Below are 19,837 nucleotides of genomic sequence, written 5' to 3'. Positions count from 1 at the left end.
GCGGGCTATTCGGACTCGTCGTCCGGCAGCGGCTGCATCGCACCGGGGTCCACCGCCAGCTGGCTGGCGGCCAGCGCCACCTGGGTGCGATTGTTGACGCCGAGCTTGCGCATGATCGCGGTCATGTGCGCCTTCACCGTCGCCTCGGAGACGCCGAGGTCCCACGCGATCTGCTTGTTGAGCTGGCCCTCGGCAATCATCGTCAGCACGCGGAACTGCTGCGGCGTGAGCGAGGCGACGCGCGCGGCAATGTCCGCTTCGTCGTTCTTCAGCGCGATCTCGCCGCCCACCAACTGGTGCGGCAGCCAGGTGTCGCCTTCGAGCACCGCATGGATCGCCTTGACGATCTCGTCGCCCGGCGTGGACTTGGGGATGTAGCCGGACGCGCCGTGCGCCAGCGCGCGCCGCGCCACCTGCGCCTCCTCGTGGCCGGACACCACGATGGTCGGCAGGCCGGGGTACTGGCCGCGGATGTGCGCCAATGCCGAGTAGCCGCGGGCACCGGGCATGTGCAGGTCCAGCAGCAGCAGATCGGCTTCCGGGTATTGCTCGATCAGGCCGAGCAGGGCGTGCACGCTGTCGGCGCAGTGCGTCTGCGCGTCGGGCAGTGCGGTGATCACCGCGCGGCGCAGGGCATCGCGGAACAGTGGATGATCGTCGGCGATCAGGACGTCGGGCATAAATAATCGGTATAGGAGCGCACCCTGTGCGCGAAGGCTCTTTGCCCAGCTTGCCACGGCAGATCGCGCACGGGGTGCGCTCCCACAGGGGTCATTTGATCAGCCGCTCGTCGACGAGGTTCTTCACCACGCCCGGATCGGCCAGCGTGGAAATGTCGCCGAGCTGGTCGGGTGCGTTCTCGCCGATCTTGCGCAGGATGCGGCGCATGATCTTTCCCGAGCGCGTCTTCGGCAGGCCCGGTGCCCACTGCAGATAGTCCGGCGTGGCGATCGGTCCGATCTCCTTGCGCACCCACGCCACCAGTTCCTTGCGCAACTCGTCCGAGCCGGTCTCGCCGGCCACCAGGGTGACGTAGGCATAAATGCCTTGGCCCTTGATCTCGTGCGGGCAACCGACCACGGCCGCCTCGGCGACCTTCGGGTGCGCCACCAGCGCGCTCTCCACCTCGGCGGTGCCGATGCGGTGGCCGGAGACGTTGATCACGTCGTCGACGCGGCCGGTGATCCAGTAGTAGCCGTCCTCGTCGCGGCGCACGCCGTCGCCGGTGAAATAGTTGCCCGGATACGCACTGAAGTAGGTCTCGATGAAGCGCTGGTGGTCGCCGTACACGGTGCGCATCTGGCCGGGCCACGAGTCGGTGATCAGCAGGTTGCCCTCGCACGCGCCCTGCTGCACCTCGCCGTTGGCATCGACGATGGCCGGCTTCACGCCGAAGAAGGGCAGGGTGGCCGAGCCGGGCTTGGCGTCGATGGCGCCGGGCAGCGGCGTGATCAGGATGCCGCCGGTCTCGGTCTGCCACCAGGTGTCGACGATCGGGCAGCGCTCGTCGCCGACGACGCGGTAGTACCACTCCCACGCCTCCGGATTGATTGGCTCGCCGACCGAACCGAGCACGCGCAGGCTGGCGCGCGAACACGCCTTCACCGGGCCCTCGCCCTCGCGCATCAGGGCGCGGATCGCGGTGGGCGCGGTGTAGAACAGGCTGACCTTGTGCTTGTCGATCACCTGCCAGAAACGGCGGTAGTCGGGGTAGTTCGGCACGCCGTCGAACATCACCGTGGTGGCGCCGTTGGCCAGCGGGCCGTACACCACGTAACTGTGGCCGGTGACCCAGCCCACGTCGGCGGTGCACCAGTACACGTCGTCCTCGCGCAGGTCGAACACCAGCTCGTGGGTGTAGCTGGCGTACACCAGATAGCCGCCGGAGGTGTGCAGCACGCCCTTGGGCTTGCCGGTGGAGCCGGAGGTGTAGAGGATGAACAGCGGATGCTCGGCGTCGACGGGCTCGGGCGCGCAGTCCGTGCTCTGGCCTTCCATCAGGTTGTGCCAGTAGCGGTCGCGGGGCGACTGCATCGGCACCGCGGCGCCGGTGCGACGCACCACCACCACGGTCTCCACGCTGTTGGTGCCGGGACGCTCCAGCGCGGCGTCCACGTTGGCCTTCAGCGCGATTTTCTTGCCGCCGCGCACGCCTTCGTCGGCGGTCACCACCACCTTGCACTCGGAGTCGGCGATGCGCCCGGCCAGCGAGTCGGGCGAGAAACCGCCGAACACCACCGAGTGCACCGCGCCGATGCGCGCGCAGGCGAGCATCGCCATCGCCGCCTCGGGGATCATCGGCAGATAGATCGCCACGCGGTCGCCCTTCTGCACCCCGAGATGCTTGAGCGTGTTGGCGAACTTGCACACTTCGGCATGCAGCTCGCGGTAGCTGATGTGGCGCGAGTCGGCGGGGTCGTCGCCCTCGAAGATGATCGCGGTCTTGTCGCCGCGCTCGGCGAGATGGCGGTCCAGGCAGTTGGCCGAGACGTTCAGCTGGCCGTCCTCGTACCAGCGGATGTGCAGGTCGGCCGGATCGAACGAGGTGTTCTTGATCTGCGTCGGCGCCTTCACCCAGTCCACGCGCCGGCCGATGCGTCCCCAGAACGCCGCCGGATCGCTCACCGACTCGGCGTACAGCCGGTGGTAATCCTCGCGACTCACGCGGGCGCGGGCGGCGAATTCGGGCTTGACCGGATACAGCTTGGACATGGCGGGCTCCTCGGTAACGGATCGCAGCGGCGCGTCCAGCGCAACCGCCTTGTTATGTGCCGTTCGAGTGTAGCCGCGCCGGTGTAAGCGCATCGTGCGCGGCGCGCTTCGACTTTGGTCGATTCTCGACCAAAGCCGTATAGATGCGCGCAACGCAATATCACCATGCTCGGGACGCCATCGTTGCGTCTTGGCGCATGCAGTGGGGTCTGTTGTGCGGCGCGACGGCGATGGCCCGAGTCGTGATCTGTGACGGGCGCGGCGCGCGAGCGTATCGGGCCTGATCGACACCGCGGGATGCCAGGCCGGGGGCGGCCTGCCCGAGGAATCCTGCCGCGGCGACGCGGCACCACCTCCGCTCAGCGCGGAGCGTTCCAACCTTGAGGGGAGTAGAGCATGGCCACCACCGGCATCGATGCGACAAGCGCACTCGACGTCAGCCACAAGCGGGTGATTTTTGCATCCAGCCTGGGCACCGTCTTCGAGTGGTACGACTTTTACCTTTACGGCTCGCTCGCCGTCATCATTGGCAAGCAGTTCTTCTCCGGCCTCAACGAGGCCAGCCAGCTGGTGTTCGCCCTGCTGGCGTTTGCCGCCGGCTTCGCGGTGCGTCCGTTCGGCGCCATCGTGTTCGGCCGCATCGGCGACCTGGTGGGACGCAAGTACACATTCCTCGTCACCATCCTGATCATGGGTCTGTCGACCTTCCTGGTCGGCGTGCTGCCGGGCTACGAGCAGATCGGCGTCGCCGCACCGGTGATCCTGATCGCGTTGCGCCTGCTGCAGGGTCTGGCCCTCGGCGGCGAGTACGGCGGTGCGGCCACCTACGTGGCCGAGCACGCGCCCCACGGCAAGCGCGGCCTGTACACCAGCTTCATCCAGATCACCGCGACCTTCGGCCTGTTCCTGTCGCTGCTGATCATCCTGGGCTGCAAGGTGATGCTGGGTCCCAAGTTCGACACCTGGGGCTGGCGTATTCCGTTCCTGCTGTCCTCGGTGCTGCTGGCCGTGTCGGTGTACATCCGCCTCCAGCTGGCCGAGTCGCCGGTGTTCAAGCAGATGAAGGAAGAGGGCAAGCATTCCACCGCGCCGCTGACCGAATCGTTTGCGCGCTGGGGCAACCTCAAGATCGTGATCCTGGCCCTGCTCGGCGCCACCGCCGGCCAGGCCGTGGTGTGGTACTGCGGCCAGTTCTACGCGATGTACTTCCTCGGCTCGACGCTGAAGATCGACGCCATGACAACGCAGTTGCTGATTGCCGGCGCACTGCTGCTGGGCACGCCGTTCTTCGTGGTGTTCGGTGCGCTGTCGGACAAGGTCGGCCGCAAGCCGATCGTGCTGGCCGGCTGCCTGCTGGCGGCGCTCACCTACTTCCCGATCTTCAAGGCGCTCACCCACTACGGCAATCCGGCGATCGAGGCGGCCAGCGTGTCCGCGCCGATCCGCGTCACCGCTGATCCGAAGGACTGCCACGTGCAGGTCGACCTGATCGGCAAGAAGGTGTTCACCAGTTCCTGCGACGTGGCCAAGAGCTTCCTGACCAAGCGCGGCGTGCCGTACGAGAACATCTCGGCGGCGCCGGGCACGGTGGCGGTGGTGTCGGTCGGAGGCAAGGACTTCAGCTCGTTCGACGGCACCACGCTGGCCAAGGCCGACTTCGCGGCGCAGAACAAGGCGTTCGGCGAGGCTGTAGGTGCGGCAGTAAACGCCGCTGGCTACCCGGTCAAGGCTGATCCGGCGATGATCAACAAGCCGATGGTGTTGCTGTTGCTGTGGCTGCTGGTGATCTACGTGACCATGGTCTATGGCCCGATCGCCGCCTGGCTGGTGGAGATGTTCCCCACCCGCATCCGCTACACCTCGATGAGCCTGCCGTACCACATCGGCAACGGCTGGTTCGGCGGCTTCCTGCCCTCGGTGTCGTTCGGCATCGTGGCGGCCACCGGCGATTTCTATGCTGGCCTGTGGTACCCCATCGTGATCGCCGCGATGACGGTGGTGATCGGCGCGCTGTTCGTGCGCGAAACCAAGGATGTCGACATCCACGCCTGACGCTTGATCGATGCTCCCTTCGCCCCCTGCCGCATTGCGCTGCAGGGGGCGATTCGCCCTGTGCATGGGCGACCAAAGTCTTAGTGCGAAAGCGGAAAAACCGCTATCAACGTGCTTTAACGTTCTTGTAATCTTTTTGCCATATCCGAACGATGGTTTCGGGGTTGTTGCAGACGCTGCGCGGCCTCGCTGTCGACGGTCTTTTCAAACGGGGAAAAAGCCATGAAACGAAACCCTATGTTCTTCGCCGTTGCGGCAGCGCTGGGTCTGGCCATCGCCGGCCCGTCGTTTGCAGCCACCAAGCAGACCGACGTCAAGGCGCTGCAGGCGCTGATCCAGAAGCAGCAGGACCAGCTCGACCAGCAGCAGAAGGAACTGCAGGCCCTGCGCGACAGCCTCCAGCAGATCGCCGGCAACCAGCAGGCGCAGCAGCAGCAGATCGAGAAGGTCGCCGCCGCGCCGGCTCCGGCGCCGGCCGCCGCGCCCGTGTTCAGCAGCGCGCCGGGCGTGACGGTGGCCCTGCACGGCTTCGTCAACGCCACCGCCTTCTCGCAGGACAAGGCCTTCACCTTCGGCAACGGCCAGAACGCCGAATTCCCGAACGTGGGCACGCACGGCCGCAATACGGGCGTCGACATCCGCAACACCCGCTTCTGGCTCGACTTCGCCGGCGCCAAGTTCAACGACAACTGGTCCGGCGGCGGCCGCATCGAGATGGACTTCTTCGGTGGCTTCAACGGCACCGGGGCGTATTCGGTGTCGCAGCCGACCCCGCGCCTGCGTCAGGCCTACATGGACCTGAAGAACGTCTCCTCCGGCAGCACGGTGCGCATCGGTCAGCAGTGGGATCTGTTGTTCCCGCTCGACAACGTGCCGGCCTCGGTCACGCATATCGCATTCCCGCTCGGCTACGGCACCGGCATGATCGGCTGGCGCTTTCCCGGCGTGGTGTGGATGCAGGACCTCAATCACGGTGCCGATGGCCCGAAGTGGCGGCTTGACCTCGGCGGCTTCAACGGCAACTGGAGCGGCCCGGGCGACAACATCAACTACCTGACCGCCGGCAACGCCGGGTTCCGCCCGCAGCTGCAGGCCCGCCTGCACGTGCAGGACAAGGACTGGCTGGCCTACTTCGTGGCGCACTACGCGCAGATCGACCTGCGCGGCGTGGACGGCACCGGTGCCGTGCCGATCGCCACCACCATCAATAGCCAGGGCTTCGAGGTCGGCGGCAACTGGCATCCGGGCAACTGGATGTTCAAGGGCAACATCTACAGCGGCAAGGGCCTGGGCCAGGTGTTCGGCGGCCTGATCCAGTTCGGCGACATCCAGGAAACCGGCGGCTACCTGCAGGCCGGCTACAAGTTCACCCCGAACTGGAGCGCCAACGTGTTCTACGCCTCCAGCAAGCCCAAGCGCAGGGACGTGGTGGAGTGGCTGGGCCGCGGGTCGGTGGGTCGCCTGAAGAACAACCAGGCGGCGGTCAACCTGATCTATACCTCCGGTGCCTACGAGCTCGGTGCGGAATACCTGTATTCCAAGCTCGACACGACTTCGGCGGCGAACACCAGTGCCACCACCAGCACCAAGGGCAGCCAGGTGTCACTCAGCGCGAAGTACAACTTCTGATCGCGATCCGTCGACGGCGGCGGCTGCCGCTGGCGACACCGCATCGGGAGCGTCGCAAACGAAAAAACCACGCCGCGAGGCGTGGTTTTTTCATGCGCGGAACGTGGCGGCCCGGCTCAACGCTCCAGCGGCGGCTTGCCCTCGCGCAGTCGCTTCAGCTCGTAATCGGAGAGTGATTCGTCGCGCGCACCGGAGGCGATCCGCGCCTGCGCAAACGCCAGCCCGGTGGCCAGCAGGCCGAACAACCCGATCAGCAGCCATATCGCCATCGCGCCGCCGCTGTGCCGCGTGAAGCACAGCACGAAAGCCAGCACGGTTCCGGTCAGCATCAGCCAGCGCATGCGTATCTCGCCATGGGATCACCGCTCCGAGCAGCGGCGCGTCCGATCATAAACCGCCGCCGCAACGCGCGGGATGGGCATGCGCGTGATGCGCGTCATGTCCCGTGCCTCCGTGTTTTCCTCTGCCGGCATGTCGCGTCCACTGAGATGGCGGCCCGGTACGCTGATCGGCATGTCCGTACCGTCCGACCCTTTCGCCCCCCGCGCCTTCAAGGGCCGCGGTGCGGCTTCCAACCCCGAGGGGCGCTTCGAGTCGATCCGCCACCACGCCGAGGACGACGGCTGGCAGAGCGCCCTGCTCGACGAAGACGCACCCCGCCCGCGCACCGAAGTCACCGACGAGCGCGCGCGCAGCGTGATCACCCGCAACGATTCGCCGGACATCCATTTCAACCAGGCGATGAACCCCTACCGCGGCTGCGAGCACGGCTGCATCTACTGCTTTGCACGGCCTTCGCACAGTTACCTCAACCTGTCGCCGGGTCTGGATTTCGAGACGAAGCTGCGCGCCAAGGGCAATCTCGTCGAGGTGCTGCGCCACGAGCTCTCGCGCCCCGGCTATCGCGTCGAGCCGATCAACATCGGCAGCAACACCGATCCCTACCAGCCGATCGAGAAGCGCTGGCGCCTGACCCGCGCCGCGCTGGAGCTGCTGGCCGAATGCGGCCACCCGTGCACCCTGGTCACCAAGAACGCGCTGGTGGAGCGCGATCTCGACCTGCTTGCGCCGATGGCCAAGGCCAACCTCGTGCAGGTATTCGTCTCGGTCAACTCGCTGGACAACCGCCTCGCCGCAAAACTCGAGCCGCGAGCCAGCGCGCCGCACCGGCGCATCGAAGCGATCCGCGCGCTGGCCGATGCCGGCGTGCCGGTCGGCGTGCTGGTGGCGCCGATCATCCCCGCACTCAACGACCGCGACATGGAAGCGGTGCTCGAACGCGCTGCCGATGCCGGCGCGCGCTGCGCAGGCTACACCGTGGTGCGCCTGCCGCACGAGCTGAAAGCCCTGTTCCGCGAATGGCTCGCCCTGCACGTACCCGATCGCGCCGCCCACGTGATGAGCCTGATCCAGCAGATGAACGGCGGGCGCGACTACGACAGCGACTTCCGCACCCGCATGCGCGGCCAGGGCGTGTTCGCCGATCTGCTCAAGCGTCGCTTCGAGATCGCCTGCCGCAAACACGGTTTCGGTCGCGCGCGCGATCTGCAGCTGGACACCTCGCGTTTCGTAGCCCCACGCAAGCCGTCGCCGCAGGGTCAGTTGTTCTGAGGCACGGTGTCGCCGAAACGCCGCGTTGCTGAATGCATGCGGAGGGGCTTCACGCGGCGCCGACCGGCACGAAGGTCTGCTTGCGCGCTGGGTGACGGCCTGAGTGCCGCGCGCGGTCCCTTAGGTTCAAGCGGAGGTGCCCGATGTCCTCGTTCGCGATTTATCTGATTGGCATGCTGCTGGTGATCGGCGGTCTGGCTTATGTGGCCTGGATGCTGCACACGCCGCCGCACTGGCTGGCGGCCGGAGTGGTGGTGTTGCTGGGTCTGGGCATCCTGGGCGCGGTGAAGGCCACGCGCCGGCGTGATCCGCCGGAGTCCTGAGCCGCGCCGGCGGGCAGCAAAAAGGGCGAGTCTCACGACTCGCCCTTTTTGTCTGGTCCGGCTTGTTTGTTCCGGCGGCTGGCGTGTATCAGCCGCCCGCGGGGAGGTACTTGCCGAACCACAGCAGCGCACGCTGCAGCACGTCGCGCTGGTGCGCGGGATCGACGAAGTGATGGCCCTCGTTGGGGTAGACCACCAGCGAGGTCGGCACGCCCTGGGCGCGCAGCGCGTGCCACATCTCGAACGACTGCGGCGCCGGACATTCGGCATCGCGGTCGCCGACCACGATCAGCATCGGCGTCTTCACCTGCTTGATGAAGTTGATCGCCGAGCTCTTGGCGTACACCGCCGGGTCGTCGTACACCGAGGCGCCGAAGAACGGCGTCATCCACTGGTCGATCAGGTTCTGGCCGTAGTAGCTCTGCCAGTTGGCGATGCCGGCGCCGGCCACCACGGCGCGGAAGCGCTGGGTCTGCGTGGGCGCGAACATGCTCATGAAGCCGCCATAGCTCCATCCGGTGAGGCCCAGGCGCTGGTCGTCCACCGGCAGGTTCTTCTCGATGGTGTCGACGCCGGCGAGGATGTCGCGCAGGTCGCCATGGCCGAAGTCCTTGCGGTTGGCCTGCACGTAATCCTCGCCCTGGCCGTAGCTGCCGCGCGGGTTGGGCATGAACACGAAATAGCCCAGCGGCGAGAACGGCACGCCGCCGAAGCCCACCGACGGCCAGCGCGGCAGCACGGCACTGGCCGGTCCGCCGTGCACCATCACGATCATCGGGTAGGTGCGGGACTTGTCGTAGTTCGCCGGGTACAGCAGCCAGCCCTGCACGTGGCGGCCTTCGTTGTCCCACTCGACCGATTCGGCCGCACCCCACGAGGGCTTCAGCGCCGCGTTGATCGCGGTGACCGCCGGCGGCGCGGTGGTGCCCAGCGCACCGGCATGCACCTCTGGCGCCTGCGCGTAGGAGCTCTGCGCAAAGGCGACCGTCGAGTGATCGGCCGACAGCGACAGCCCCATCGCCGCACTGCCGTCGCCGAGACTGGCGGCGGCGGTGAACAGCGGCGCTTGCGCGGTGGCGTGCGCGGCATCGATCGCGTAGGGCGCCACCTCGCTGCGGCCGTTGCGGATCTGCGCCACCAGCAGGCGATTGGCGCCGGTCCAGGCGAACCACACCGGGGTGACCTTGATGCCCGGGGTCAGCGCGGTGACTGCGCCGCCTCTGGAGGGCACGGCATAGAGATCGCCGCCGGTGGCGCCCTGGTCGCTCATCAGGCCGCCGATGAAGACGATGCGCGTGCCGTCCGGCGACCAGCGCGGCAGTGCCATCTGCAGGCCGTGCAGCGGGCTGTCGACGGTGCGCGTGTCGACCAGCTCGTGCGGCGTGGCGTCGGCGTTCGCGTCCTGTGCGTAGAGCTTGGCGATCCACCAGTTGTTGTCGCCTGGCGCGGGGGCGGCGACATAGGCGATCTGCCGGCTGTCCGGCGACCAGCTGAACTCGTATACGTAGCTCGGTGCCGGCGTGAGCATCTGCACGGTGCCGCCCGCGGCCGGCACCGTGGCGACGCGCTGCACTTCCAGTCCATCCACGCCGATCTCGCCGGCGGCCGGCTTGGCCGCAGCGACCGCGCTGGCCGCCCGGGTGGCGCCTTCGACATAGAGGAAGGCGAGACGCCGGCCGTCGGCGGACCACGCCAGATCGTGCGCGTAGCCGTGCAGCGCGGCCAGCCGCTTGGGCACCGCCTTGCCGGCGGGATCGGCCAGCACCAGATCCTTCTGGCCCGGCTTGGCGCCGACGCTGGGGCAATCGGTGAGGAAGGCCAGGTGGTGCGAGTCCGGCGCCCAGGCGATATCGGTCTCGCTGCAGCGGCCGGGCTTATCGCGCGTGTTGAGGCGGTGCGCGCCGCGGCCGTCGGCCCCGGCCAGCATGATCGCCGGCTTGCCGGCGGTGTCGACCACCCACGCCAGCTGCACGCCGTCGGGCGAGAGCTGCACGGCGTGGATGTCGCGCACCTTGCCCAGCTCGGTGAGCAGGTGGTCGATGCGCGGATCGACCGGGGCGGTGCCCGCCAGCACGGCCGGGGCAAGCGCGCCAGCGAGCAATGCCAGCGGCAGGCGAAGGAAGGATCGAATCATGGTCACTCTCGGGGTGCGGATCAGCCCGCTGACGCTAGCAGCGTGCGGGCGCACGCTCCAAGTGCTGCAAGCCACCGCGCCGCTCAGCGGGCAGGTGTCGCGATCGTCCGTGCCTGTCGGGCGGCGGCCAGTCGCGCACGGATCGCCGGCAAGGCGGCCAGCGCCGCCTTTTCGCCTTCCAGGATCGCCTGCTGCTTCTGCGCGAAGTCGGTCGCGCCGATGCCGGCGACCTGCGGGCGGATCACCACGTCGGCGCGCGCCAGCTCCTGCGCGCCCAGCGTCTGGCCCATGATGCTGATCGACTGGTTGACGATGTCGACCAGGCCTTCGGGATTGCGCCCGTCGGCCTTGCTGGAGATGTCTACCGCGATCACCACGTCGGCGCCGAGCTGGCGCGCCGCGTCCACCGGCACCGGGCTGGTGACGCCGCCGTCGACGTAGTGCCGCAGGCCGATCGCGGTGGGCTCGAACACGCCGGGAATGCTGCACGAGGCGCGCACCGCCTCTCCGGTATTGCCGCGGGTGAACACGGTGCGCTGACCGTTTTCCAGCTCGGTGGCCACCGCGGCGAAGGGCTTCTTCAGTCGCTCGATCGGCGTGTGGTCCAGCTGGGTGTTGATGTAATCCTGCAGCGCCTGGCCGCGCACCAGACCACCGGAAAACAGCCGCACGTCACGCAGGCTGGACTCGTCCAGTGCGAGCGCGTCCTGCTGCAGCGCAAAGCCGTCCATGCCGCCGGCGTACAGCGCGCCTACCACGCTGCCGGCGCTGGTGCCGGCCACCACGTCGACCCGGATGCCGTTGGCTTCGAGCATCTTGATCACGCCGATGTGCGCGAAGCCCTTCGCCGCACCACCGCCCAGCGCCAGGCCGATGCGCGGCGGCGGCAGCGGAACGTGTGCGGGAGTGGGCGGAGGCCGCACCGCCGGTGCGCACGCGGCGAGCAGCAGCGTGGCAAGCAGCGGGGGCAGCAGTCGGCGAAGGCTCATCGGGGCCGCATCGGTGGCAAAGCGCGCGAGTCTACGGTGCACGCATGGCGCCGTGCGGTGCCGTGCGTGGCGGCCTTCAGTCGCCGTTGGGCGGCGCGCTCAGGCGCGCGCGCCGTCCGCTTCCACGTGGTAATGCGTGGCCGTCTCCACTTCCTTGCGTGAGCCGAGGAACACGGGCACGCGCTGGTGCAGGGCGGTGGGCTGGAGTTCGAGGATGCGCGCGCGCCCGGTAGTGGCCGCGCCGCCGGCCTGCTCCACGATGAAGGCCATCGGGTTGGCCTCGTACATCAGCCGCAGCTTGCCGCCCTTGGCCTGGATCTTGGCGTCCAGCGGATAGAAGAACACCCCGCCGCGGGTGATGATGCGATGCACGTCGGCCACCATCGAGGCGACCCAGCGCATGTTGAAATCCTTGCCGCGCGGGCCTTCGGTGCCGGCCAGCAGCTCGCCCACGTAGCGCTGCATCGGCGCTTCCCAGTGGCGCTGGTTGGACATGTTGATGGCAAACTCGGCGGTTTCCTCGGGGATGCGGATGCCGCGCCGGCTCAGCACGAAGCTGCCGACCTCGCGGTCCAGCGTGAACTCGTGGGTGCCGTGGCCGAAAGTCAGCACCAGCACCGTGGCGGGGCCATACACCACATAACCTGCCGCCACCTGCTCGGTACCCGGCTGGAGGAAGTGCTCCACCTTCGGCTCGGTCACGTGGTCCGGGCAGCGCAGCACCGAGAAGATGGTGCCGACAGAGATGTTGACGTCGATGTTGGAGCTGCCGTCCAGCGGATCGAACAGCAGCAGATGGTTGCCCTTCGGATACATGTCCGGGATCTGCTGCGGGTCTTCCATCTCCTCCGATGCGCACGCTGCCAGGTGGCCGCCCCAGGCGTTGGCTTCGAGCAGGATCTCGTTGGAGATCACGTCCAGCTTCTTCTGCGCCTCGCCCTGGATGTTGATGCTGGCCGCATCGCCTTCGCCCGCGGCCATGCCCAGCACGCCGCCGAGCGCGCCCTTGTTGGTCGCCACGCTGATGCGCTTGCAGGCCCGCGCCACCACTTCGATCAGCAGCGACAGCTCGGCGTTGATGTGGCCGGCGCGACGTTCCTCGATCAGGAACTGGATCAGCGAGACGGGCTTCATGGCATCTCCGTGGCACAAAAGGAGCGGTATTGTCCCGTGCGCGTCCGGGACGCGCCAGCCGCGCGGCCGATCGGGCACGCCGGGGTGCAGGGGGTAACCGGGTCTTTCGGGACATTTGTGGGGAGCGCCCGTCGCGCGCACACTGCCATCAGCGTCCTCAACCCCGGTCGATGCAATGTCCACCAGATACCTTCGCGCCTTATTCTGCAGTGCGATGCTGCTGGCTGCCGCGTCCGCCAGCGCGCAGTCGTACGACCAAGCGGCGGTCCGCATGTTTCACGCGCTCAGCGAGCGCCCGGATCCGCTGGATCGTTACCTGTACCTGCAGAAGCTCAACCCGCAGCTCTCCCCCGCGAACCAGGGCCTCGCCGCGCAGATGAGCGCCTTTGCGCTCGCCGAGCTAGGCCAGTACAGCCGCGCGGTGCTGGTGTTCCCGCTGAAGATGGACCCGGTGCCGGGGCTGGAACTTCCCGATCCGCGCGACTGGCGGGCCGAGTCCGCGCTGGACGTGATCGCCCGGCAGGCCGTGGGCCGGCGCATCGTCATGGTGAACGAGGTGCACCACAACGCGCAGTCCCGTGCGCTCACCCTGCAGCTGCTGCCGCGCCTGCGGGCGCTGGGCTTCACCCACCTGGCGATCGAGGCGCTGGGCGACGATCCGGACCTCACCAAGCGCGGCTATCCGGTGCGCAGCAGCGGCACCGAGTACCTGCAGGAGCCGCTGTACGGCGAGATCGTGCGCGCGGGCCTGCGGCTCGGCTTCGTGCTGGTGTCCTACGACGCCGATGCGGCAGGCGGCAACACAGAGGCGCGCGAAACGGGGCAGGCACGGAACCTCTACGACCGCGTGTTCGCCAAGAACCCCGAGGCCCGCCTCGTGGTGGCGGCAGGCTATGCCCACGTCGACAAGGCGGTCGGCCGGCTCGGTCGAGCGCGGCCGATGGCCATGACCCTGGCGCGGCTGACCGGACTCGACCCGCTGTCGATCGACCAGGCGCAGTTCCTCGAGGCGGAATGGAACGCTGATGACGACTACCACCAGCTGACGGCCCGCTTTCCATCCGACGACCCCGAGGTCCTGGTCGACAAGGCCAGCGGGCGCCCCTGGTCGGCGGCGCCGAAGCTCTACGACATCAGCGTGATCTCGCCGCGCTCGCTCACGCTCAAGGCACTGGGAGCGGAGGAAGTGGACGACCCCGTGCACGGCCGATACCGCGTCCTGAGCAACGGCGTGCAGATGGCCACTCAGGCCTTCGTCGCCTTCAACGACATGCAGCGTCCGGCCTGGCTCAGCCTGGACGGCCAGCGCCGGCCGTACTCGATCGACACCCGGCTGTGCCGCGAGCAGATCCCGTGTGTGGTCGATGCGCACTACATCGGCGAGTCGGACCAGGCCACGCCGGCCGACATCTTCGCCTTCCTGAAGCCGACCAGCAGCACCAAGCTGTATCTGCGGCCGGGCCGCTATCGCCTGCGGGCCCGCACCGACCAGGGGCGGACGCTGTCGCAATCGGTCGTGGAAATACCCGGCGCCTGATCCGGGTTGACGCGGCCCCCGCCGTGCCACCCTGCTGACATCACGTTGGCAGCAGGGCCGAGCGATGCTTGCACTCCATCCACGGAGGGCATCCCCATGCGCGATACGGTTTACGTTCTGGTGTTTGACGGATTCGCCGACTGGCAGGCGGCGCTGGCGCTGTGCGAGGTGCGCCGTCCCGGCGACTGGCAGGTGCGCACGCTCGGCTTCAGCCGCGCGCCGGTGGTCTCGATGGGCGGGCTCACGGTGCAGCCGGACGGCGCGCTGACCGAGCTGGCGCCGGACCGCGCGGTGTTGCTCATCGTGCCCGGCGGCCACCTGTGGTTGCGCGGCGAAGGCGCGATGGCGGTGGAGCGGCTGCGCGAGGCGCATGCCGCCGGCGCCACCGTGGCGGGCATCGACACCGGCGTGGTGCCGCTGGCGCGCGCCGGCCTGCTCGACGGCGTGCGCCATACCGGCAACTGGGCCGGCCAGCTGGACGCCGTGCCCGGCTATGCCGGCGAAGACCAGTACGACGCCGAGGTGCTGGCGGCCAACGACGGCGGCGTGATCACCGCCAGCCACCTGGGCAGCGTGGAGTTCGCCCGCGAGGTGATCCGCACGCTCGACCTTTACAGCCCCGCCGATCGCGAAGACTGGTTCCGCCTGTTCAAGCACGCCCAGTTGCCGTCGTGGTGCGTGGGCGCGCCGCTGGCTGAGGTGGCCGCTTGAGCGCCCGTTTCGATCGTCTCGTGCGCGCCTACCGGCCGCTGTACCTGCGTGGCACCCTGGTCGAGGGCGTCGGTCGGCCGGCCTCCCCGCCGGTTGACAAGGCACGGAAGCCGGCACGGCTGAGCCTGCTGGCCTGGGTGGCGCTGGTGCTGCCGCGGCGCGGCCGGGGCAAACCGTGAGCGCTCCTGCGGCCCAGGTCATCGGTGTGCTCGAACTGCGCCAGTACACATTGCGGCCCGGGCAGCGCGAGCGGCTGGTGAGCCTGTTCGAACGTGCCTTCATCGAGTCGCAAGAAGCGCTGGGCATCGTGCTGCCCGGGCAGTTTGCCGACGCCGACGATGCCGACCGCTTCGTCTGGCTGCGCGGCTTTGCCGACATGGCCGCACGCACCCGCGCGCTGGCCGCGTTCTACGACGGCCCCGTGTGGCGTGCACATCGGGACGAGGCCAACGCCACCATGATCGATTCGGACGACGTACTGCTGCTGCGGCCGCTGCAGCCGTTCGACCTGCGTGGCCTGGTGCGACCGGCATCGGGCGCAGCGGCAGCGCCCGGCCGGGTGGTGGCGATGGTGTGCCCGTTGCGTTCGGGCAGCGCCCGCGCGGTGGCGCAGTCGTTCGAGAGCCGGTTGCGCCCGCGACTGGAGGCCCACGGTGCCCGGTTGCTGGGCAGCTGGGTGACCGAGCCGGCACGCAACGACTTCCCGCGCCTGCCGGTGCGCGAAGGCGAGCCGGTGTTCGTGTGGTTCGCCAGCTTCGAGGATGCGGCGCAGCATCTGCGCTGGCAGCGCGCGATCGAGGCCGATCCGGCCACCGCCGCGGCGATCGCCCGCTGGCAGGACAGCCTGGACGGTCCACCGCAGTATCTGCAGCTCACCCCCACGCCACGCTCGCTGCTGCGCGGTGTCGCGTCCACGGCGGCGCTGAGGGACGTATCGGGCGGCTTCGCCGCCGCGTGAAACCATCTTTTTTCCGCACCATCCAACGAGGGAACGACCGATGATCGCTGCGCCCCGCGTCACCTTCTTCTACGCTCCGCAGACCCGCGCCGGCGGCACGCTCGCCCTGTTCGAGGAGCTGGGCGTCGACTACGACCTGCAGCTGCTCAGCCTGAAGGCCGGCACCCAGCGTGCGCCGGAATACCTGGCGATCAACCCGATGGGCAAGGTGCCGGCGATCGTCCACGACGGCGCGCTGGTCGCCGAGCAGCCGGCGGTGTTCATCTACCTGGCGGACCTGTACGCCGACAAGGGGCTCGCCCCGGCGATCGGCGATCCGCTGCGCGGGCCGTACCTGCGCTGGCTGGTGTTCTACGGCTCGTGCTTCGAGCCGGCCATCGTCGATCGCGCGATGAAGCGCGAGCCGGCGCCGGCCTCGACCTGCCCGTACGGCACCTGGGAGCAGATGCTCGATGCGCTCACCGCGCAGCTCGCGCAAGGCCCGTATTTGTTCGGCGAGCGCTTCACCGCCGCGGACGTGCTGTGGGGTACAGCGCTGAACTGGACCACGAAGTTCCAGCTGGTGCCGGAGCTGCCAGTGATCCGCGGCTACATCGACCGCGTGCTGGCGCGCCCGGCGATGCAGCGCGCGATGGCGAAGGACGCGGCGTTCGCTGCGCAGCAGTCGGCCTGAGCCGATGGGCATCCGGCCGCCGCTGCGCCCGCGGCCGGATGCCCTTCCGAAGGCGCCGGCGCACCGGCATGACCTGTGTCGCAGGCGCCGCGACGGGTCTGCCGGCATCATGCGCGGATGCGCCGAGCCGATCGCCTGTTCCTCATCATCCACGCCCTGCGTGGTCGCCGCACCGCGCTGCAGGCGCGCTCGCTCGCGGCCACGCTGGGCGTCTCGCTACGCACCGTCTACCGCGACGTGGCCGACCTGCAGCTGTCCGGCGTGCCGATCGAGGGCGAGGCTGGCGTCGGCTACGTGCTGCGCAAGGGTGCGGACATCCCGCCGCTGATGTTCACCGCCGACGAGCTCGAATCGCTGGTGGTCGGCACGCGTTTCGTGCGCGCGTTTGCCGGCGACCGGCTAGCCGCCGGGGCGCAGGCCGCGCTGATGAAGATCGAGGCGGTGCTGCCGCCGGAGTTGCGCGAGCGGTCCTCGCGCACGCGCATCTACGCGCCGGTGTGGCGCGACGCGCACCAGGCCGCGTTCGCCGCCCGCATCGACCAGTTGCACGCGGCGATCGAGGACAAGCGCGTGCTGCGCCTCACCTATCGCGACGAGGCCGGCCGCGCCAGCGAGCGGGAAATCGAGCCGCTGTGCCTGGCGTTCTGGGGCGGCGCCTGGACCCTCGGCACCTGGTGCCGGCTGCGCACGGACTTCCGCAATTTCCGCCCGGACCGCATCGACGCCGTCGCCGACACCGGCGAGCATTTCATCGAGCGGCCGGCGAACAACCTCGACGCCTACCTCGCGGCCATGCGCTCTTACTACGCGGGCATGGATTGACGCTGGCATTGCGCGCAATCTCTGCGAAGATCCCCGACTGATCTTGCGGAGGAACCGTGTCGATGAAGCACCTGCTGGGCGGCCTGCTGGCCGTCGTCCTGGGCCTGACCTCCAGCGCTTCCACTGCTGCATCTGCCGCTGACGCCGATGCGCGCTTCCGTGCCATTTACTCGCAGGAGTGGGCCTGGCGCACCGGGCAGAGCGGCATCAGCAGCTCAGGCGAGACGCAGCCGGGCGAGGGCCGTCTCGACACGGTAGACGCCGCCTCGCAGCAGGCGCGGCTGGACAAGTGGAAGCAGGTGCTGCGCCAGCTCGACGATGTCGACGTGTCCGCGCTCTCGCCGGGGGCGCGGGTGAACTACGCGGTGTACCGCGCGCAGATCGCCAACCTGCTAGCTGCCCAGCAGTTCAAGACCTGGCAGATGCCGTTCAACAGCGACTCCTCGTTCTGGGGCGACATCGGCTACGAGTTGCACGGCGACCAGCTGCGCAACGCCGCCGACTACCAGCGCTATCTCGACCGCCTCGGCCAGATCCCCGCGTATTTCGACCAGCAGATCGCCAACATGCGCGAGGGCCTTGAGCGCGGCTTCAGCGTGCCGCGGGCAGTGCTGGACGGGCGCGACGTGTCGATCGCTGCGGTGGCGCAGCTCGTCGATCCCACCGAAAGCAGCTTCTACGCGCCGTTCAAGCACCTGCCCGACAGCTTCAGCCAGGACCAGGTGCAGTCACTGCAGGGCGAGGCGCTGCGGCGCGTGCGCGACGACGTGATTCCGGCCTACCAGCGCCTGCTCGACTTCTTCCGCAACGAATACGTGCCACGGGCGCGCACCACGCTGGCCGCCGAGGCGCTGCCGGACGGCAAGGCGTTCTACCGCCAGCAGATCCGTGAATACACCACGCTCGACCTCGATCCGCAGGCGGTGCACCAGGTGGGCCTGGAGCAGGTGGCGAAGATCCACGCGCAGATGCTGCAGACGATGCAGGAAACCGGCTTCAAGGGCAGCTTCCCCGCGTTCCTGCACTTCCTGCGCACCGACCCGCAGTTCTACGCCAAGACGCCGGACGAACTGCTGATGCGCACGGCGTGGGTGGCCAAGCGGGTGGATGGCCAGCTCGGCAAATTCTTCGGCCGGCTGCCGCGCCAGCGCTTCGCCATCGTGCCGGTGCCGGCGGACATCGCGCCGTACTACACCTCCGGCCGCGGCGGCGCCGACGCCTACCTCGTCAACACCTACGACCTGGCCTCGCGCCCGCTGTACAACATGCCGGCGCTGACCCTGCACGAATCGGCGCCCGGCCACGCGCTGCAGCTGGCGCTGGCCGCCGAGCAGCGCGGACAGCCGGCGTTCCGCCGCGACAGCTACATCTCCGCCTACGGCGAGGGCTGGGGCCTGTATTCCGAATACCTCGGCAACGAGATGGGCATCTACAGCACGCCCTACGAGCGCTTCGGCTACCTCACCTACCAGATGTGGCGCGCGGCACGGCTGGTGGTGGATACCGGCATCCACCACGACGGCTGGACCCGCCAGCAGGCGATCGACTACCTGACGCAGAACACCGCGCTGTCTGATCGCGAGATCGCCAACGAGGTCGACCGCTACATCAGCTGGCCGGGGCAGGCGCTGTCCTACGAGATCGGCTACCTGAAAATCCTCGAATTGCGCCGCAAGGCCGAGCAGGCGCTGGGTGACAAGTTCGACCTGCGCGCCTTCCACGACACCGTGCTGCAGCTCGGCTCGGTGCCGTTGCCGGTGCTGGAGCAGCGCATCGACCGCTTCATCGCCGACGGCGGGCCGGAGCCGGATTTTGGCGACTGCCCGCCATCCAAGGCGCCGAACTGATTGTCCTTTTCGGTGAGGATCGTTTGACGGCGACAGCGCGGCGTGGGACGCGCTTGCCACGCGAGGGTGGGCGCAGTCTCACCCCGGGGCAACTTACTGCGCCTCAGCGCGGCGCCACCGGCACGTACTGGCCGCGCTCGCCATAGCGGCGGCCGGCCGTGTCGACATTGGCGCACAGCCGGCTGTGGTCGCACAGCGTGACGTCCGCGCCGTTGTAGGCACGCAGCAGTTCGGCAGAGAGCTGGTTGTCGCGGATCACGCTGGCGTAGTGCATCGAGAGCCAGGCGCCGCCGGCCAGCAGCAGCGCGAGGGAGGCCGCCACCGCGCCAACCGTTTTCCACAGCAGCAGGCGGTGCAGCCGCTCCAGCCGGCCGATCTGACCGGACAGCCGCAGTGCTGCGCCTTCGATTTCGGTGCCGGCCGTGCGCACGCGCTGCTGGTAATCGTGCACCGGGCGCTCCAGCCCGCTGCCCATCTTGTCCATCACCAGTGCGGGCAGGCTAGCCAGCGAGCCGTCGGCCGACTGCCGCACGATCGCCGGCACCTGCCGGGTGACCCGCTCCAGCTCCGCCGCCAGCGCCTGCAGGCGACCATCTATGTCCCCGCAGCGCCGGTCGAACTGTTCCATCAGCGCGGCGCTCTTGCCGATCAGGGCGGTGAGTTGCTGCTCATCCATGTCGTGTTGCTCCTGGGTCAGTCCGTTCG

At 68.6% G+C, this 19,837-nt stretch carries 18 protein-coding genes; 11 read left to right on the top strand and 7 right to left on the bottom strand.

The genetic code is table 11. From position 1 onward, the window contains the following. Positions 1-5: 5 nt before the first annotated feature. Entirely contained in the window at positions 6-680 is a 675-nt protein-coding gene (locus ISP17_RS00490; RefSeq protein ID WP_404629551.1) for a response regulator transcription factor, read from the bottom strand. 91 nt (positions 681-771) lie between these two features. Continuing rightward, a complete protein-coding gene (gene acs / locus ISP17_RS00485; RefSeq protein WP_404629550.1) occupies positions 772-2,712 on the bottom strand; it encodes an acetate--CoA ligase in 1,941 nt (646 codons plus the stop codon). 396 nt (positions 2,713-3,108) lie between these two features. Between acs and ISP17_RS00480 the strand changes: the two genes are divergently transcribed. Continuing rightward, a complete protein-coding gene (locus tag ISP17_RS00480) occupies positions 3,109-4,764 on the top strand; it encodes an MFS transporter (protein WP_404629549.1) in 1,656 nt (551 codons plus the stop codon). 222 nt (positions 4,765-4,986) lie between these two features. Beyond that, positions 4,987-6,393: a hypothetical protein gene (locus ISP17_RS00475; protein ID WP_404629548.1), complete on the top strand. Its 1,407-nt coding sequence runs from the start codon at positions 4,987-4,989 to the stop codon at positions 6,391-6,393. 116 nt (positions 6,394-6,509) lie between these two features. Here ISP17_RS00475 and ISP17_RS00470 read toward each other — a convergent pair whose 3' ends face one another. Then, complete coding sequence (locus ISP17_RS00470) at positions 6,510-6,734, bottom strand: hypothetical protein (protein WP_404629547.1); 225 nt, start codon at positions 6,732-6,734, stop codon at positions 6,510-6,512. Between the two features lie 172 nt (positions 6,735-6,906). Here ISP17_RS00470 and ISP17_RS00465 point away from each other — a divergent pair, with 172 nt between their 5' ends. Continuing rightward, on the top strand, positions 6,907-8,004 hold the full coding sequence (locus ISP17_RS00465; protein ID WP_404629546.1) for a PA0069 family radical SAM protein: 1,098 nt from the start codon (positions 6,907-6,909) through the stop codon (positions 8,002-8,004). Positions 8,005-8,147: 143 nt separating this feature from the next. Then, positions 8,148-8,327 carry a hypothetical protein gene (locus ISP17_RS00460; RefSeq protein WP_404629545.1) on the top strand — a complete coding sequence of 60 codons (180 nt, stop codon included), beginning with the start codon at positions 8,148-8,150 and terminating at the stop codon, positions 8,325-8,327. An 88-nt stretch (positions 8,328-8,415) separates the two neighbouring features. Here the strand turns inward: ISP17_RS00460 and ISP17_RS00455 are convergent, their stop codons facing one another. The 3 genes from ISP17_RS00455 to ISP17_RS00445 form a co-directional block, all read right to left on the bottom strand. After that, positions 8,416-10,461, bottom strand: coding sequence for a S9 family peptidase (locus ISP17_RS00455; RefSeq protein WP_404629544.1), 2,046 nt, complete (start codon positions 10,459-10,461; stop codon positions 8,416-8,418). An 83-nt stretch (positions 10,462-10,544) separates the two neighbouring features. Next, positions 10,545-11,450 carry a patatin-like phospholipase family protein gene (locus tag ISP17_RS00450; protein WP_404629543.1) on the bottom strand — a complete coding sequence of 302 codons (906 nt, stop codon included), beginning with the start codon at positions 11,448-11,450 and terminating at the stop codon, positions 10,545-10,547. Positions 11,451-11,549: 99 nt separating this feature from the next. Continuing rightward, positions 11,550-12,584, bottom strand: coding sequence for a class 1 fructose-bisphosphatase (locus tag ISP17_RS00445; RefSeq protein WP_404629542.1), 1,035 nt, complete (start codon positions 12,582-12,584; stop codon positions 11,550-11,552). A gap of 214 nt (positions 12,585-12,798) precedes the next feature. Here ISP17_RS00445 and ISP17_RS00440 point away from each other — a divergent pair, with 214 nt between their 5' ends. The 7 genes from ISP17_RS00440 to ISP17_RS00410 all read left to right on the top strand — a co-directional run bounded on the left by ISP17_RS00440 (position 12,799) and on the right by ISP17_RS00410 (position 19,132). Continuing rightward, positions 12,799-14,121 (top strand): hypothetical protein, encoded by a 1,323-nt coding sequence (locus ISP17_RS00440; RefSeq protein ID WP_404629541.1) that lies wholly within the window; start codon positions 12,799-12,801, stop codon positions 14,119-14,121. A gap of 96 nt (positions 14,122-14,217) precedes the next feature. Next, a complete protein-coding gene (locus ISP17_RS00435; protein WP_404629540.1) occupies positions 14,218-14,832 on the top strand; it encodes a DJ-1/PfpI family protein in 615 nt (204 codons plus the stop codon). Next, positions 14,829-15,011, top strand: a complete 183-nt coding sequence (locus tag ISP17_RS00430; RefSeq protein ID WP_404629539.1) for a hypothetical protein — start codon at positions 14,829-14,831, stop codon at positions 15,009-15,011. The genes ISP17_RS00435 and ISP17_RS00430 overlap by 4 nt, the downstream gene beginning before the upstream one ends. Next, entirely contained in the window at positions 15,008-15,790 is a 783-nt protein-coding gene (locus ISP17_RS00425) for an NIPSNAP family protein (protein ID WP_404629538.1), read from the top strand. Before ISP17_RS00430 ends, ISP17_RS00425 begins: the two co-directional genes overlap by 4 nt. Positions 15,791-15,830: 40 nt before the next feature. Further along, positions 15,831-16,463, top strand: coding sequence for a glutathione S-transferase family protein (locus ISP17_RS00420; protein ID WP_404629537.1), 633 nt, complete (start codon positions 15,831-15,833; stop codon positions 16,461-16,463). 117 nt (positions 16,464-16,580) lie between these two features. Then, positions 16,581-17,285, top strand: coding sequence for a helix-turn-helix transcriptional regulator (locus ISP17_RS00415; protein WP_404629536.1), 705 nt, complete (start codon positions 16,581-16,583; stop codon positions 17,283-17,285). 62 nt (positions 17,286-17,347) lie between these two features. Further along, positions 17,348-19,132, top strand: a complete 1,785-nt coding sequence (locus ISP17_RS00410; protein WP_404629535.1) for a DUF885 domain-containing protein — start codon at positions 17,348-17,350, stop codon at positions 19,130-19,132. 103 nt (positions 19,133-19,235) lie between these two features. On the opposite strand, the gene ISP17_RS00405 is transcribed toward ISP17_RS00410, so the two are convergent. After that, on the bottom strand, positions 19,236-19,808 hold the full coding sequence (locus ISP17_RS00405; RefSeq protein ID WP_404629534.1) for a relaxation protein: 573 nt from the start codon (positions 19,806-19,808) through the stop codon (positions 19,236-19,238). Between the last annotated feature and the right edge of the window lie 29 nt (positions 19,809-19,837).

This window comes from Dyella ginsengisoli (assembly GCF_044904665.1).
GTDB lineage: Bacteria > Pseudomonadota > Gammaproteobacteria > Xanthomonadales > Rhodanobacteraceae > Dyella_A > Dyella_A ginsengisoli.
Note: the sequence above shows the minus strand (reverse complement) of the source record. Positions and strands in the feature narration are given on the sequence as shown.

What these genes read in the sequence shown, in the direction of transcription:
- ISP17_RS00420 (WP_404629537.1), top strand. Translation starts at nt 15,831, where the DNA reads ATGATCGCTGCGCCCCGCGTCACCTTCTTCTACGCTCCGCAGACCCGC.
- ISP17_RS00465 (WP_404629546.1), top strand. Translation starts at nt 6,907, where the DNA reads ATGTCCGTACCGTCCGACCCTTTCGCCCCCCGCGCCTTCAAGGGCCGC.
- ISP17_RS00450 (WP_404629543.1), bottom strand. Translation starts at nt 11,450, where the DNA reads ATGAGCCTTCGCCGACTGCTGCCCCCGCTGCTTGCCACGCTGCTGCTC.
- acs (WP_404629550.1), bottom strand. Translation starts at nt 2,712, where the DNA reads ATGTCCAAGCTGTATCCGGTCAAGCCCGAATTCGCCGCCCGCGCCCGC.
- ISP17_RS00445 (WP_404629542.1), bottom strand. Translation starts at nt 12,584, where the DNA reads ATGAAGCCCGTCTCGCTGATCCAGTTCCTGATCGAGGAACGTCGCGCC.
- ISP17_RS00455 (WP_404629544.1), bottom strand. Translation starts at nt 10,461, where the DNA reads ATGATTCGATCCTTCCTTCGCCTGCCGCTGGCATTGCTCGCTGGCGCG.
- ISP17_RS00415 (WP_404629536.1), top strand. Translation starts at nt 16,581, where the DNA reads ATGCGCCGAGCCGATCGCCTGTTCCTCATCATCCACGCCCTGCGTGGT.
- ISP17_RS00460 (WP_404629545.1), top strand. Translation starts at nt 8,148, where the DNA reads ATGTCCTCGTTCGCGATTTATCTGATTGGCATGCTGCTGGTGATCGGC.
- ISP17_RS00490 (WP_404629551.1), bottom strand. Translation starts at nt 680, where the DNA reads ATGCCCGACGTCCTGATCGCCGACGATCATCCACTGTTCCGCGATGCC.
- ISP17_RS00480 (WP_404629549.1), top strand. Translation starts at nt 3,109, where the DNA reads ATGGCCACCACCGGCATCGATGCGACAAGCGCACTCGACGTCAGCCAC.
- ISP17_RS00470 (WP_404629547.1), bottom strand. Translation starts at nt 6,734, where the DNA reads ATGCGCTGGCTGATGCTGACCGGAACCGTGCTGGCTTTCGTGCTGTGC.
- ISP17_RS00475 (WP_404629548.1), top strand. Translation starts at nt 4,987, where the DNA reads ATGAAACGAAACCCTATGTTCTTCGCCGTTGCGGCAGCGCTGGGTCTG.
- ISP17_RS00410 (WP_404629535.1), top strand. Translation starts at nt 17,348, where the DNA reads ATGAAGCACCTGCTGGGCGGCCTGCTGGCCGTCGTCCTGGGCCTGACC.
- ISP17_RS00440 (WP_404629541.1), top strand. Translation starts at nt 12,799, where the DNA reads ATGCTGCTGGCTGCCGCGTCCGCCAGCGCGCAGTCGTACGACCAAGCG.
- ISP17_RS00435 (WP_404629540.1), top strand. Translation starts at nt 14,218, where the DNA reads ATGCGCGATACGGTTTACGTTCTGGTGTTTGACGGATTCGCCGACTGG.
- ISP17_RS00405 (WP_404629534.1), bottom strand. Translation starts at nt 19,808, where the DNA reads ATGGATGAGCAGCAACTCACCGCCCTGATCGGCAAGAGCGCCGCGCTG.